At 63.7% G+C, this 13,680-nt stretch carries 11 protein-coding genes; 5 read left to right on the top strand and 6 right to left on the bottom strand.

The window, feature by feature from the left end; genetic code table 11:
* Positions 1–2 precede the first annotated feature (2 nt).
* Together ACPPVR_RS23175 and metC are read right to left on the bottom strand one after the other, a co-directional pair.
* Entirely contained in the window at positions 3–1,694 is a 1,692-nt protein-coding gene (locus tag ACPPVR_RS23175; protein WP_426608896.1) for a Na/Pi cotransporter family protein, read from the bottom strand.
* 131 nt (positions 1,695–1,825) lie between these two features.
* Positions 1,826–3,010, bottom strand: a complete 1,185-nt coding sequence (gene metC / locus ACPPVR_RS23170; protein WP_426608895.1) for a cystathionine beta-lyase — start codon at positions 3,008–3,010, stop codon at positions 1,826–1,828.
* A 397-nt stretch (positions 3,011–3,407) separates the two neighbouring features.
* Here metC and ACPPVR_RS23165 point away from each other — a divergent pair, with 397 nt between their 5' ends.
* From ACPPVR_RS23165 to ACPPVR_RS23145, 5 genes are all read left to right on the top strand, one after another.
* Positions 3,408–4,424 (top strand): amino acid ABC transporter substrate-binding protein, encoded by a 1,017-nt coding sequence (locus ACPPVR_RS23165; RefSeq protein WP_426608894.1) that lies wholly within the window; start codon positions 3,408–3,410, stop codon positions 4,422–4,424.
* A 27-nt stretch (positions 4,425–4,451) separates the two neighbouring features.
* On the top strand, positions 4,452–5,657 hold the full coding sequence (locus ACPPVR_RS23160; protein ID WP_426608893.1) for an amino acid ABC transporter permease: 1,206 nt from the start codon (positions 4,452–4,454) through the stop codon (positions 5,655–5,657).
* Positions 5,654–7,174 carry an amino acid ABC transporter permease gene (locus ACPPVR_RS23155; RefSeq protein ID WP_426608892.1) on the top strand — a complete coding sequence of 507 codons (1,521 nt, stop codon included), beginning with the start codon at positions 5,654–5,656 and terminating at the stop codon, positions 7,172–7,174. Before ACPPVR_RS23160 ends, ACPPVR_RS23155 begins: the two co-directional genes overlap by 4 nt.
* A gap of 11 nt (positions 7,175–7,185) precedes the next feature.
* Positions 7,186–7,926, top strand: a complete 741-nt coding sequence (locus ACPPVR_RS23150; protein ID WP_426608891.1) for an amino acid ABC transporter ATP-binding protein — start codon at positions 7,186–7,188, stop codon at positions 7,924–7,926.
* A gap of 392 nt (positions 7,927–8,318) precedes the next feature.
* On the top strand, positions 8,319–8,852 hold the full coding sequence (locus tag ACPPVR_RS23145; protein WP_426608890.1) for a DUF805 domain-containing protein: 534 nt from the start codon (positions 8,319–8,321) through the stop codon (positions 8,850–8,852).
* Between the two features lie 9 nt (positions 8,853–8,861).
* Here ACPPVR_RS23145 and ACPPVR_RS23140 read toward each other — a convergent pair whose 3' ends face one another.
* From ACPPVR_RS23140 to ACPPVR_RS23125, 4 genes are all read right to left on the bottom strand, one after another.
* Positions 8,862–9,896, bottom strand: a complete 1,035-nt coding sequence (locus ACPPVR_RS23140; RefSeq protein WP_426608889.1) for a cysteine synthase A — start codon at positions 9,894–9,896, stop codon at positions 8,862–8,864.
* A 96-nt stretch (positions 9,897–9,992) separates the two neighbouring features.
* The gene (locus tag ACPPVR_RS23135) at positions 9,993–11,222 is read right to left on the bottom strand and encodes a class I SAM-dependent methyltransferase (RefSeq protein ID WP_426608888.1); all 1,230 of its coding nucleotides are present in this window, start codon (positions 11,220–11,222) and stop codon (positions 9,993–9,995) included.
* Positions 11,223–11,316: 94 nt separating this feature from the next.
* Entirely contained in the window at positions 11,317–12,153 is an 837-nt protein-coding gene (locus ACPPVR_RS23130) for a DUF1365 domain-containing protein (protein ID WP_426608887.1), read from the bottom strand.
* A gap of 4 nt (positions 12,154–12,157) precedes the next feature.
* On the bottom strand, positions 12,158–13,471 hold the full coding sequence (locus ACPPVR_RS23125) for an NAD(P)/FAD-dependent oxidoreductase (RefSeq protein WP_426608886.1): 1,314 nt from the start codon (positions 13,469–13,471) through the stop codon (positions 12,158–12,160).
* Positions 13,472–13,680 lie beyond the last annotated feature (209 nt).

Below are 13,680 nucleotides of genomic sequence, written 5' to 3'. Positions count from 1 at the left end.
GATCAGCGCGGCAAGGCCGACGCCGCGCCTGCCGCGGGCAGGGCGGCCGCATCCGCCTCGCTCCTGCGATAGGCCTCACCGGCCGCATCCAGCACGGGATAGGCGACCGAGCAGATATGCGAATGGATGCGGCGCAGGTCACGCAGCACGTCCAGATGTAGCGACGTGGTCTCGATGGTCTCTGGCCGGCCCTCGCGCAGGCGGTCGAGATGGCGCTCGACGGCGGCGAGCTCGGTGTTCTTCAGCGCCGTCTTCTCCACCAGCAGCTTGCGAGCCTCGTTGGCATCGCCCGACATGAACACGCCAAAGGCAATGCGGAGCGACTCCATGGTACGCTTGTGGAAAGCGGCGAGCTCCTCGGACCCCTCGGGCGAGAATTGGAAGCGCCGCTTGATCTTCTTGGTCGCAAGCTCGCTCAGATTCTTGTCGATGATGTCGCCGATATGCTCGAGATTGATGGCAAAGGAGATGATCTCCATCGCTCGCCGTCCCTCGCTCTCGTCGAGGCTGCCGCGTGTCAGTTTCGTCAAGTAAAGCTTGATCGCCTCGTCGAGACTGTCGACGACATTGTCCATCTTCGAGACCTGGTCGACCAGCGTGCGGTCGCCCGTCATCATCGCCGCCATCACCTTGCGCAGCATGACCTCGACGAGATCGCCCATGCGCAGAGCCTCGCGGGCGGCGTCGGCGAGCGCCAGTGACGGCGTCTCCAGCGCGGTCTCGTCGAGATAGCGCGGCCGGGCCGGGTCGGCCTCCTGCACGCGATCTGGCAGTAGCCACGTCAACAGGCGCGACATGGTGTCGAGCAGGCCGATGAAGAGGACGGCTGTGCCGACGTTGAAGGCGATGTGGAAGGCCGCGGTCATCTTGGCGAGATCGGGCTGCCAGATATGCATGCGCTCGGCGATCACGCTCAGGAACGGCAGGACGAGCGCAATTCCGACGACGCGATTGATGAGATTGCCGACCGGCAGGCGATAGCTCGCGGGATCGTCGCGTCTGGCCCCCTCGAACACGGGGTTGATGGCGCTGCCGAGATTGGCCCCGAGCACCAGTGCGAGAGCGGCGTAGGGCGTAATGAACTGCGAATAGGCCAGCGACATGATCAGGAGCACGCTGGCAACGCTCGAATGCACCGCCCAAGTGATGAGAGCCGCGACGACGATGCACAGAACGGGATCGCCGGTGATAGCCGCCATCACGACGCGGACGCCGGGCGCATTCTCCGCCGGCGCCAGCGTGTCGAGCAGGATGTGCAGCGACAGCAGCATCAATCCAAGGCCGATCGCGATACGGCCGATATCCTTGATCCGGGAACGTGGGCCAGACCGGAAGGCGACGAGTCCGACCACGAACAACACGGGCGCGACGGCCGCGATATTGAACGACAGCGCCTGGACGATCAGCGTGGTGCCGACATTGGCGCCGAGCATTATGGCGAGCGCGGCGACGAGGCTGAGCAAGCCTCCTGCGGCGAAGGAGCTGGTGAGCAGCGCGGTCGCGGTGCTGCTCTGGAGCAACGCGGTGAGTCCGAGGCCGGCGGCAAATGCACTTAAGCGGTTGCCGAGTGCCTGGCCGAGGAGTCGCCGAAGGTCGGGGCCAAAGGCGCGCAGGATGCCGCTCTGGACCATATGCAGGCCCCACAGCAACAGCGCCACGCCGCCCATCAGATCAAGCAGAACCAACGTTCCCATGCTCCACGTCCGGATGAGAGTCGATTGATGAGGCTAGCGCCAAATGCCGGCGGATCAACCCTTTGTTGGCGCGTCGGCGTTAACGTTTGCGTCGGTGCTCGTTCCCGCGGCGTGATGCCTTGTCAGCAGGCTCACATTGCCGCTTTGAGGGCAGCGAAGCCGCGATCGAGATCGGCCTTGAGATCGTCGACGCTCTCGAGCCCGATATGCAGACGCAGAGTCGGACCGCCCGGCGCCCACTTGGTCGCGGTGCGGTAGCCGTCGCAATCGAAGGGAATCGCGAGGCTCTCGAAACCGCCCCAGGAGAAGCCCATGCCGAACAGCTTGAGTGAGTTGAGCATGGTGTCGACCGCCGTCTGCGGCACCGGCTTCATCACGATACTGAACAGGCCCGAGGCGCCGGTGAAGTCGCGCTTCCAGATCGCATGGCCCGGATCGGTCTCGAGGCCCGGATGCAGCACGCGCGCGACCTCGGGCCGGCTGGCCAGCCAGCGCGCCATGTCGAGGCCGGAGCGATGATGCTGTGCGAGCCGCACCGATAGCGTGCGCAGGCCGCGCAGCGCGAGGAAGACGTCATCAGGGCCGGCGCAGACGCCGAGCAGGCGGATGCCTTCGGCAATTTGCGGCCAGGCCTTGGCGTTGGCCGAAATCGTGCCGAACATGATATCGGAATGGCCGCCGATATATTTGGTGGCAGCCATCATGCTGATGTCGACGCCCTGCTCGAGCGAGCGATGATAGAGCGGCGTCGCCCAGGTGTTGTCGTCGATGACGAGCGCGTCGCGGGCATGTGCGACCTCGGCGATGGCGCGGATGTCAGGCATCTCGAAGGATTGCGAGCCCGGCGCCTCGACCAGCACCGCGCGGGTGTTGGGCTTGAACAGCTTGTCGATGCCCGCGCCGATCATCGGATCGAAATAGCTGGTCTCGACGCCGAAGCGGGCGAGCACGCCGTTGCAGAAATTGCGCGAGGGCCGGTAGACATTGTCGCAGACCAGAATGTGGTCGCCGGTCTTCAGCACCGCGAGCAGGGTGGTCGAGATCGCCGACAGGCCGGACGGCACGATGCCGACGCCAGCGCATTGCGGCCCCTCCAGCGCCATCAGCGTCTCCTGGAACGCCTTGGTGGTGGGGCTGCCATGGCGGCCATAGGTGAACTCGCCGCGATGGGCGTGCAAATCCTCGGCGGTCGGATAGAGCACGGTCGAGCCGTGGAACACGGGCGGGTTGACGAACCCCTTCTGCGCCTTGGTGTCGCGGCCGGAGGTGACCAGCCGGGTTTCGGCGTGCTGCTGGGAGGGGTGCGAGGAATCCATGCGTCTGCTTTCAAAACCGCGTTTCTGCCAGGCGCGGAGTGCGCCAGCGGGCCGGGCTGGGGCCGCGAACGTTAATAACAGAACACAGAAGAGTCCCGTCAACCCCTTGACCCGGCTCGCCAGTCGTTCTGTGATGCGCAGGTGCTATTCAGTCGCCGCATGTTGAGGGGCCTGCCGCGACCTTCGATCCACCGTCTGACCGGACCTTGCGCTACAGCCATGACGGCCGGGCGCCTGCGGCGGGGATTAAGGTATGGCCTTTCAAGGATGGGCGGGTGTTCGGCAAGGTTTTCCAGCATGACTTTTGCAGGGCTAGTCTTAGTAGGATTTGCCCTGGCAGAGACGATCCTGAGACAACATTCCTGACCTTGAGACGACTTTGAAAGGCCTTCAACCCATGAAACGCGTAACCCTGGCTCTCACTCTTGCTCTCGCCGCCGGCCTCTCTGCCCAAGCCGCCGACGCGCAAACGCTCAAGACCGTCAAGGACCGGGGCGTGCTGTCCTGCGGCGTCAGCCAGGGCCTGCCTGGCTTCTCCTCGCCCGACGACAAGGGCAACTGGACCGGGCTCGACGTCGACGTCTGCCGCGCTATTGCGGCCGCCATCTTCAACGATCCGACCAAGGTCAAATTCGTGCCGACTTCGGCCAAGGATCGCTTCACGGCGCTGCAATCCGGCGAGATCGACGTGCTCTCGCGCAACACCACCTGGACGCTCTCGCGCGACACCTCGCTCGGCGCCAACTTCACCGGCGTGACCTATTATGACGGGCAGGGCTTCATGGTGAAGAAGTCGCTCAAGGTGAATTCCGCCCTCGAGCTGAACAGCGCCTCGGTCTGCGTGCAGACCGGCACCACCACCGAGCAGAATCTCGCCGACTACTTCAAGGCCAACAACATGAAGTACGAGGTGATCGCATTCGGCACCAACGACGAGACGGTCAAGGCCTATGAAGCCGGGCGTTGCGACGTCTTCACCACCGACCAGTCCGGCCTCTACGCCAACCGTCTGAAGCTTGCCAATCCCAACGATCACATGGTGCTCCCGGAGATCATCTCGAAGGAGCCGCTCGGACCGATGGTGCGCCACGGCGATGACCAGTGGTTCGACCTCGTGAAATGGACGCTGTTTGCCATGATTACCGCCGAGGAGCTCGGCGTGACCTCGAAGAACGTCGACGAGAAAGCCAAGCTGGAGAATCCGGAGCTGAAACGCGTCCTCGGCAGCGACGGCAATTTCGGCGAGCAGCTCGGAGTGACCAAGGACTGGGTGATCCGGATCGTGAAGGCCGTCGGCAATTACGGCGAGGTGTTCGATCGCAACGTCGGCGCGGGCTCGCCGCTCGGCATCAATCGCGGCCTCAACAATCTCTGGAACAAGGGTGGTCTTCAGTACGCGCCGCCGATCCGCTGATCCCGCGCGATCCGCAGGCCAGTGGCCATGAGCACCGAAGCTCGTAAACCGCCGCTCCAGATCGCACTGAAGATCAGGCGCATTCTGGGTGGAAAGGCAGGCTGGAACGGCGTCGCCGTCCAGTTTGCCTTCGCGGCGGTCCTCGGCTGGATCGCCTACGAGATCATCTCCAACGCTCGTACCAACCTCGAGAACCAGCACATTGCCGCCGGCTTCGGTTTCCTCCGAAACAACGCCGGCTTCGACGTCAACCAGACCCTGATCTCCTACACCGGCTCCGACACGTTCCTGCGGGTGTTCGTGGTCGGGCTCCTGAACACGCTCGTGGTCTCGGTGGTGGGCATTGTCTTCGCCACCTTGATCGGCTTCGTCGTCGCGCTGTGCCGGCTGTCACCCAATTGGCTGCTATCGCGCATCGGCGAGATCTATGTCGAGCTCATCCGCAATTTGCCACTCCTGTTCCAGATCCTGTTCTGGTACCTGGCCGTGCTCGCGGCGCTGCCCAATCCGCGGCAGAGCATTTCGCTGTTCGGCCTCGCCTTCATCAGCAATCGCGGATTGGTTATTCCGAGCCCGATCGGCGAAGCTGGGCTCGAGCCGTTCCTGGTGGTGCTGGCGATCGGCATCGTGGTCGCGCTGGCGCTGCGCACCTACGCGCGGCGGGCGCTGTTTCAGTACGGCAGGGTGATCCGGATCTGGCCTTATGTGCTGGGCCTCGTCGTCGGGCTCCCGCTGGTCACGATGCTGGTGTTCGGTCGGCCCTTCACTGTCGAGCTGCCGCAGCTCAAGGGTTTTAATTTCGCCGGCGGCTCGCGCATCATTCCGGAGTTCGTGGCGCTGACGCTGGCGCTGTCGACCTATACCGCCGCCTTTATCGCGGAAATTGTGCGCGCCGGCATTCTGTCCGTCCACGCGGGACAGATGGAGGCGGGATCGTCGCTGGGCCTGAGCCGCGGTACCACGCTGCGGCTGATCGTCGTGCCTCAGGCGATGCGCGTCATCGTGCCGCCGCTGACCAACCAGTACCTCAACCTCACCAAGAATTCTTCGCTGGCGGTCGCGATCGGCTATCCTGACCTGGTGTCGGTGTTCGCCGGCACGTCGCTGAGCCAGACCGGGCAAGCGATCGAGATCATCGCCATGACGATGGGCGTCTATCTCCTGATCTCGCTCATCACCAGCGGCGTCATGAGCATCTATGGTTGGCGCATCAGCCGGAGCCTTGGCGCATGACCGACATCAGCGCGTCATCCTTCGTCCGTGAGGACCTCGTCGCCGAGCGTCCCGCGCCGGTAAAGACCACGGGCTTCATCGGCTTGCTGCGCACCCGCCTGTTCAATTCGCCGACCAACATCCTGCTGACGATCCTGGGCGCCTTGCTGCTCTGGTACACCATCATTCCGACCGTCAGGTTCCTGATGGTCGATGCGGTCTGGACCGGCAAGGATCGCACGGCCTGCCTCGCCGAGAATACCGGGTTTACCGTCGGCGCCTGCTGGCCCTTCATCCAGGCAAAGCTCCCGCAGCTGATCTACGGTTTCTATCCCGAAGCCGAGCGCTGGCGGGTCAACCTCGTGCTCTTCCTGGCGGTCGTTCTGCTGGTGCCGCTGCTCATCCCGCGCCTGCCGGCGAAGGGGCTCAGCGCCGGCCTATTTTTCTTCGCGTTTCCGGTGATCGCATTCTTCCTGCTGCTTGGCGGCGGCATCACCGGCTTCGGCTTGAGCTGGACAGCCGGGCTGCTGCAACTGTTCGACGACAGCATCATGAGCGCCGGGCAGGTCCTGCTCAATCTGAGCAAGACATCGGCCATCGCTCCGTTGCTGTGGGCCATCGGCAACCTCATCGTACTGGTCGGCACCGCGATCCATTGGCTGATCTTCCCGCTGACCTGGCTGCGCGACCAGATCCAGGCAACGGGCCAGTCGGTTTGGGTCGACTTCGCCATCACCACGGCTTTTGTTTCGCTGATCGCTTTCTTTCTCACCGGCGGCATGCGCAGCGGCGGGCGGCCTCTCGCATCATGCATTGCCACGTTCGTCGCTATCGCGATCGTCATCAAGCTGATGGGGCTGGATCACGGCGGCCTGCCGATCGTCGCCACGAATTTGTGGGGCGGCTTGCTGGTGACGCTGGTGGTCTCCGTCACCGGCATCGTCACCTCGCTGCCGATCGGCATCGCACTGGCGCTGGGGCGACGAGCCTCAATCCCGTTGATCCGGATCTTCTCGATCGCCTTCATCGAGTTCTGGCGCGGCGTGCCGCTGATCACCGTGCTGTTCTTCGCGACCTACATGCTGCCGCTGTTCCTGCCAGGCAATTTTTCGGTCGACGGTCTCGTGCGCGCCCTGATCGGCATTGCGCTGTTCACGGGCGCCTACCAGGCCGAAAACGTTCGCGGCGGGCTCGCTGCGATCCCGCGCGGGCAGGGCGAGGCGGCGGCGGCGCTCGGGCTTTCGTGGTGGAAGACGACCTCGCTGATCGTGCTGCCGCAGGCTCTCCGTCATGTCATTCCGAACCTCGTCAACAGCTTCATCTCGCTGTTCAAGGACACCTCGCTGGTCTCGATCGTGGCGCTGTTCGACCTGCTCGGCTCGCTCAGGGCATCGTTCTCCGATCCGAAATGGTCGACGCCTTCGACCGCTTTCACCGGCTTCGCTTTCGCCGGCATCATCTATTTCCTGTTCTGCTTTGGAATGTCGCGCTACTCGCTCTTCGTCGAGCGCCGCCTCAACGCCCACCGCCGCAACTGATCGAGCTCGCCATGTCCAATAGTCCCATCGTCAACATTTCCGGCCTCAACAAATGGTATGGCGAGTTTCACGTGCTGCGCGACGTCGACCTCGAGGTCGAGAAGGGCGAGCGTATCGTGATCTGTGGTCCCTCGGGCTCCGGCAAGTCGACCCTGATCCGCTGCATCAATGCGCTGGAGGAATTCCAGGAGGGCGAGATTGTCGTCGACGGCATCGAGCTCGGACCGAACCTCAAGCATGTCGACGCGGTGCGCCGTGAGGTCGGCATGGTGTTCCAGAGTTTTAACCTGTTCCCGCATCTGACGGTGCTGGACAATTGCACGCTGGCGCCGATCTGGGTGCGCAACATTCCCAAGAAGGACGCCGAGGCGACCGCGATGAAATTTCTGGAGCGGGTCAAGATCCCGCACCAGGCCAACAAGTTTCCGGGCCAGATGTCCGGCGGCCAGCAGCAGCGCGTTGCGATCGCACGTGCGTTGACGATGAACCCGAAGGTGATGCTGTTCGACGAGCCGACCTCGGCGCTTGATCCCGAGATGGTCAAGGAGGTCCTCGACACCATGGTCGACCTCGCCAAGGAAGGCATGACCATGCTGGTCGTCACCCATGAGATGGGCTTTGCGAAGGAAGTCGCCAACCGCGTCGTCTTCATGGATGCCGGCCAGATCATTGAAGCCAACACGCCGCATGAGTTCTTTGCCAGCCCGCAGCACGCCCGCACCAAGCTGTTCCTGAGCCAGATCCTGCGCTGATCTCCGGGACATCCCGGCTTTGTAGCCGATCGGCCGGCCCGGCTTGCGAATCAGTTACACTCTTCGCGGGCCAGCGCGATTTGTGGCGCACGGTATTCCCGAAGCGAATATCACCAGCCCGCTCATCTGGCGAAGTTGCGCGCGCAGTTGCCGGCTCAGATCGCAGGCTCGCCCGCCGGCAATGTCGAGATCTACGCGGGCAGGGTGGAGGCAGGCTATAGCCAGTTCTGGCGCGATTATTGTGCCTCGGCTTCGCAGGGCTGCGAGGACGCCGAAGCTTAAAATTCTACGCAATTTCGTCGCGGGCTAAAAACCGTGCCGCTTGCGACTTCCCGCCGCTTCACGCGTCCGAAAGCTCTTTCCGTGCATGGTGCGCGAAAGGGGATACGTCAATGCTCGGTTTCGTGTTCGGCCTCAATGCCCGCCTCGGGCGCTTGCATTTCTTCCTGGCCTCGGTCGCGCTTGCGATCGTGATGACTGCGATCTGCTTTGCGATCGCGATGGCCGTCCTGCGCACCACTTCGCCGAGCATGATCCGGCCGGACGACCTCATGTCGAACTGGGCGATCATCGCCGCAATTGCCTTCTTGGGGCTTGGGACCTTCACCTTGCAATCGATGCGCATCCGCGACATCGGCTGGGATCCGGTCTGCGTGATCCCGGCATGGTTCGCGCTCATGATCGTCGATCACGTGGTCGCGACGCGGTTTCCGGCCTGGGCCATCGGACAGGAGCATCAGGGTACGACGATCGGCGGACTGATCAATCTCGGGCTGATGCTTGCTCTCACGTTCTGGCCGAGCGGCGGGAGCGAAGGCTCTTACGGCAATCCCGGCCAGCCGAGCCAGACCGCGGCCACCCCGTCGCTCTCGGGTGCACGTCTGGCGCGCGTGTCGCAAGGCACGCCGCGTCCGACCTGGAGCTAAGCTCCGGGCTTAGACGTACGGCGGCTTGATGTTGCTGCGCTTCTCCAGCCATTCCGGCACGGGGAGGTTCTTGGCCCGCATGAAATCGGCGTTGAACAGTTTTGACTGATAGCGGCTGCCGGAATCGCAGAGCACGGTGACGATCGTTTTCCCCGGCCCGAGCTGCTTGGCGAGGCGCATGGCGCCGGCGATGTTGATCCCGGTCGAGCCGCCGAGACACAGGCCCTCGTGCTGGAGCAGCTCAAAGATCACGGTGACGGCGTCCGTGTCGGGAATGAGATAGGCGTCATCGACCTTTGCGCTCTCGACGATCGCGGTTGCCCGGTTGAGGCCGATACCCTCGGTGATCGAGCCGCCCGGCGTCGCTTTGGGGTCGCCGGTCCTGAAATATTCGAACATGCCCGCGCCGTGCGGATCGGCGCAGGCGATGCGGACGTTCTTGTTCTTCTCTTTCAGATAGCGGCTGACGCCGGCCAGCGTCCCGCCGCTGCCGACCGAGCAGACGAAGCCGTCGACCTTGCCGCTGGTCTGCTCCCAGATCTCAGGCCCCGTGGACTCGTAATGCGCTTTGGCATTGTCGAGGTTATTCCACTGGTCGGCGAACAGCACGCCATTGGGCTCGGTCTTGCGCAGCTCGTCGGCGAGCCTGCGGCCGACATGCTGGTAGCTGTTGGGATTGGCGTAAGGCAATGCCGGCACTTCGATCAGCTCGGCGCCGCACAGCTTCAGAAAATCCTTCTTCTCCTGGCTCTGCGTCTCCGGGATCACGATCAGCGTGCGGTAACCGCGCGCGCTCGCCACGACCGCAAGGCCGATGCCGGTGTTGCCGGCAGTCGCTTCCACAACGAGCCCGCCGGGCTTCAACTCGCCGCGCTTCTCGGCTTCCAGGATCATCCATTTGCCAGCGCGGTCCTTGACCGACTGGCCGGGATTCATGAACTCGGCCTTGCCGAGAATGGTGCAGCCGGTCAATTCCGAGGCGCGCTTCAGCTTGATGAGCGGGGTGTTGCCGATCGATTCGACAACGTCATTTTTGATGGTCATGTCAGGCAATTACCGGCTGGTTATGACGTGCGCGCAGACCCTAAAGTAGGGTCGCCAGCCTTACAAGCGACCCTTGCAAGCCGCCCCCGCAAACTCTTATTGCTGCTTTGCGAAGATGACGTGCCGGACGTCGATATTCCCGGACAGGAAACCGGCCTCGCAATAGGCGAGATAATACTCCCAGAGCCGCCGGAAGCGGTCGTCAAAGCCCAGCGGGACGAGGCCCGGCCAGGCGTTACGGAAGTTATTTCGCCAGGTGGCAAGCGTCTTGGCATAATCTTGCCCGAAGATGCGCTCGCGGATAACGGGGACGCCGAACCGGTCCCCGAGCGATTTGAGCACGGCCGGCGAGGGCAGCATGCCGCCGGGAAAGACGTAGCGCTGGATGAAGTCGACCTCGCGCCGGTAACCCTGGAACAGCCTGTCCTGGATGGTGATGGCCTGGATGCCGGCAAGCCCGCCCGGCAGCAGCCGGTCACGCAACTGTGCGAAATATCGCGGCCAGAACTGCTCGCCGACCGCCTCGATCATCTCGATGGAAGCGATCCGGTCGTAGCGATCGCGTTCGTCGCGATAGTCCTGGAGGCGGATCTCGACCTTCTCAGCCAGGCCCGCCTCTTGGATGCGCTTCTGCGCGAAATCGCGCTGCTCGGTCGAGATGGTCAAACCGACGACGCGCGCGTCAAATGTCTTGGCGGCGAATTCGGCGAAGCCGCCCCAGCCGCAGCCAATCTCGAGCAGCGTCTGGCCCGGCTTCAGGTCGAGCGCCTCGGCGAGGCGGCGATATTTGTTGGTCTGGGCTGCTGCGAGGTCGGTGGTGCTTTCATCAAACAGACCTGACGAATAGGTCATGCTGGGATCGAGCCAGGACGAGTAGAACGCATTGCCGATGTCGTAATGGGCGTGGATGTTGCGCCGCGCCTGACGCCTTGTGTTGCGGTTGAACCAGTGTTGCACCACCTGGACGAACCGCATCAGCGGCTTGTCGCGCAGCATGGCCTGGATCAGATCGTGGTTGACGCAGAACAGGTAGAGAAACTGCGTCAGGTCCGGCGTATCCCAGTCGCCGGCGAGATAGGCCTCCGCGATCCCGATATCGCCGCCGTTGATCAGGCGCGTCGCGAAGCCGTAATTGTGCAGCCGCATCACCGCGTTCGGGCCCGGCTCCTGCCCGCCGAGCCTGATCATGCGACCGTCCGGCAGAGTGACGTCCAGCGTGCCGCGCCGCAGCCGCGAGCCGAAGGTGATCGCAAGACGGACGAGGCGCGGCAAGTCGGCGAACGCCGTCTCCACACTATCTGGCGTCACCGAGACGACATTCGGCATCGGCGGATCCATCACCTGCACAGGTACAGTCCGACCGCCAGCCACGCGCGCCCGACTCTCAATTTCGCCAGCTCCGAGCACGCCCCGCATGCGGTCAGCGACGGACAATATATGTGGGCGTTTCGCCGGCCGCCAAGGTGGTTTCGGCGCCAGGCTTGCCTGCGACATCAGGTGGTGGCACCAGCCGTGCGCCTTTCAGCCAGAGCCGCAGCGCCTCCCAATGGATTGCCGACATGACCTTGAAACTCACGAGCGGCAGAGCGACGAGCGATCGCAGCAGGGCATGGGAGGTGAGCGCGCGGCGGCGGCCGCTGAAGGTCGCCGCGAGCAGCGGACCCTCACGATCGCTCTCCAGGATGCGCAGCTTGACCGTGTCGGACGGCGGCAGAAGGCGGAAGTGATAGCGCATGGCCATCGGCATGAAGGGCGAGACGTAGAACAGTTTTTCGTGCTGCTGACGCAGGCCGGAATCATTCAGTTCGCCCGGCCGCACCGGCAGGACGTACGGATGAATGTCCCCAAAGGTGTTGCGGACCTCGTAGACCACCAGTGCCAACTCGCCACAGACGCGATAGCAGAAATACACCGAGAGCGGATTGAAGCCGTAGCCGAGCAGGCGGGGATAGCAGAGCAGCTCGACCCGGCCGCCGGCAAGGTCGATATCGTGCGCGGCGGCGCATCGCTCCGCATAGGCCTTGAGCGATGAGCCGTCGCGCGGGCCGTGGTCTTTCTCGTGGAAACTGTAGAGCGCGGCGCGGTTGACGCCGAACAGCGTCGATTGCCGATCGGCTTCGCAGAGCCGGTCTAGATCGATCAGCAGGCTCATGACGCGGTAGCTGAAGCGATGGCCGATCGGTTTGAGCCGCGCGTGCATGACGTCGCCGAAATAGAGCGAAGCAGCATCGGTTGCGGGAAGGGCTGTGGTCGCCATCGCGCTACTCCGCGGCCTCCGCCAGCTCGACCGGCGCCTCGCGCCACGGCGCGACTGCGCCGAGCGCTTCGGCGACGGCAAGACCGGAACGCAGGCCGTCCTCGTGAAAACCATAGCCAGTCCAGGCGCCGCAAAACCAGGTGTGCCGTTGCCCCTGGATTTCGTCCAGCCGCTTCTGCGCGGCGAAGGCCGCCGCATTGTACTGCGGATGCTCGCAGAGATACTGGCCGAAGGTGAGTTCCAGCGCAGGCTCGAACGGCGGGTTGAGGCTGACGAACAACGGCTTGTCGGGATCGATGCCCTGGAGCCGGTTCATCCAGTAGGTCACCGCAACATCGTTGGTGGCGCGGTCCTCGCGCTGCCAGCGCAGGAAATTCCAGGACGCCCAGGCGCCGCGGCGCCTCGGCATCAGCCTGGTGTCGCGATGCAGATAGACCTTGTTCGGGGAATAGCCGATGGCGCCGAGAATTTCGCGCTCGCGCGCGTCTGCGTCCGCGAGCATGGCGAGCGCCTGATCGCTATGGGCCGCGATCACGACGTGATCGTAAGTCTCGTGCCGGCCATGGCTGTCATGAACGACGACGCCATGCGCCGTGCGCTCGATCGACGTGACGGCGCAGCCGAGCCGGATGCTGTCCTTGAACGCGGCCTGGAGCTGCTCGACGTAGCGCTGGCTTCCGCCCTTGACCGCGCGCCAGACCGGCCGGTCGTAGTGCAGCAGGCGATGATTGTCGAAGAAGGCAATGAAATTTTCGGCCGGGAAATCGAGCATCTCGCTTGCGGGTGCCGACCAGATCGCCGCGCCCATCGGTGCGAGATAGTCGGTCAGCAGCCGCTGCGACAATTGGCGTTCCCGAAAATAGTCTCCGAGCGTCAGTCCGGCGAGGCGGCCGTTACGCAGGTCGTCGACGCTTTGCCGGCCAAACTTGAGGATGCCTGCGAGCATCCGCAGATAAGACGGGGAGAGAAGGTTGCCGGGCTGCGCAAACAGGCCTGCGGCCGTCGCCCACCAATCATTGCCGCCGCCGCGCCATTCGAACCGGCCGCCGTCGGCGGATACGGCAAAGCTCATGCAGCTCGCCACCGTCTCGACGCCGAGATGCTCAAACATGGCCGTCAGGTCGGGATAGTTCAGCTCGTTGTAGACGATAAAGCCGATGTCGACCGCGACCGGCGTGCCCCGGTAGTCGATGGTGACGGTATGGCTGTGACCGCCCGGGCGCAGCTCGCGGTCATAGACCGTCACCGGATAGCGCCGCGAAAGCGTCCAGGCCGCCGCGTTGCCGGCGATGCCCGTCCCGATGACCGCGATACGCATGCGTAAATGCCCCTGCCTCGTGCTGGACAAGCTACGGTGCGTTGCGGCGCAGGTTTCAGTGGAGGGCGGGTCGCCTTCGCTGGTCTCGCTTCCGGTGTGGCCACAATATCACATGAAATCTTGGTAAGCTTGAACGCGCTTTGGAATGACGCGGGAATTCAAAAAGACCCTGTGAGACAGGCACATTTTGTATTTTACCGGTCCGGAGG

The organism is Bradyrhizobium sp. McL0616 (assembly GCF_049993385.1).
GTDB lineage: Bacteria > Pseudomonadota > Alphaproteobacteria > Rhizobiales > Xanthobacteraceae > Bradyrhizobium.
This window is presented reverse-complemented; position numbering and strand designations above follow the sequence as displayed.

Coding starts and splice junctions, on each gene's coding strand:
- ACPPVR_RS23125 (WP_426608886.1), bottom strand. CDS start 13,471: ATGCGTATCGCGGTCATCGGGACGGGCATCGCCGGCAACGCGGCGGCC.
- ACPPVR_RS23145 (WP_426608890.1), top strand. CDS start 8,319: ATGCTCGGTTTCGTGTTCGGCCTCAATGCCCGCCTCGGGCGCTTGCAT.
- ACPPVR_RS23135 (WP_426608888.1), bottom strand. CDS start 11,222: ATGCCGAATGTCGTCTCGGTGACGCCAGATAGTGTGGAGACGGCGTTC.
- ACPPVR_RS23165 (WP_426608894.1), top strand. CDS start 3,408: ATGAAACGCGTAACCCTGGCTCTCACTCTTGCTCTCGCCGCCGGCCTC.
- ACPPVR_RS23175 (WP_426608896.1), bottom strand. CDS start 1,694: ATGGGAACGTTGGTTCTGCTTGATCTGATGGGCGGCGTGGCGCTGTTG.
- ACPPVR_RS23160 (WP_426608893.1), top strand. CDS start 4,452: ATGAGCACCGAAGCTCGTAAACCGCCGCTCCAGATCGCACTGAAGATC.
- ACPPVR_RS23130 (WP_426608887.1), bottom strand. CDS start 12,153: ATGGCGACCACAGCCCTTCCCGCAACCGATGCTGCTTCGCTCTATTTC.
- ACPPVR_RS23140 (WP_426608889.1), bottom strand. CDS start 9,896: ATGACCATCAAAAATGACGTTGTCGAATCGATCGGCAACACCCCGCTC.
- metC (WP_426608895.1), bottom strand. CDS start 3,010: ATGGATTCCTCGCACCCCTCCCAGCAGCACGCCGAAACCCGGCTGGTC.
- ACPPVR_RS23155 (WP_426608892.1), top strand. CDS start 5,654: ATGACCGACATCAGCGCGTCATCCTTCGTCCGTGAGGACCTCGTCGCC.
- ACPPVR_RS23150 (WP_426608891.1), top strand. CDS start 7,186: ATGTCCAATAGTCCCATCGTCAACATTTCCGGCCTCAACAAATGGTAT.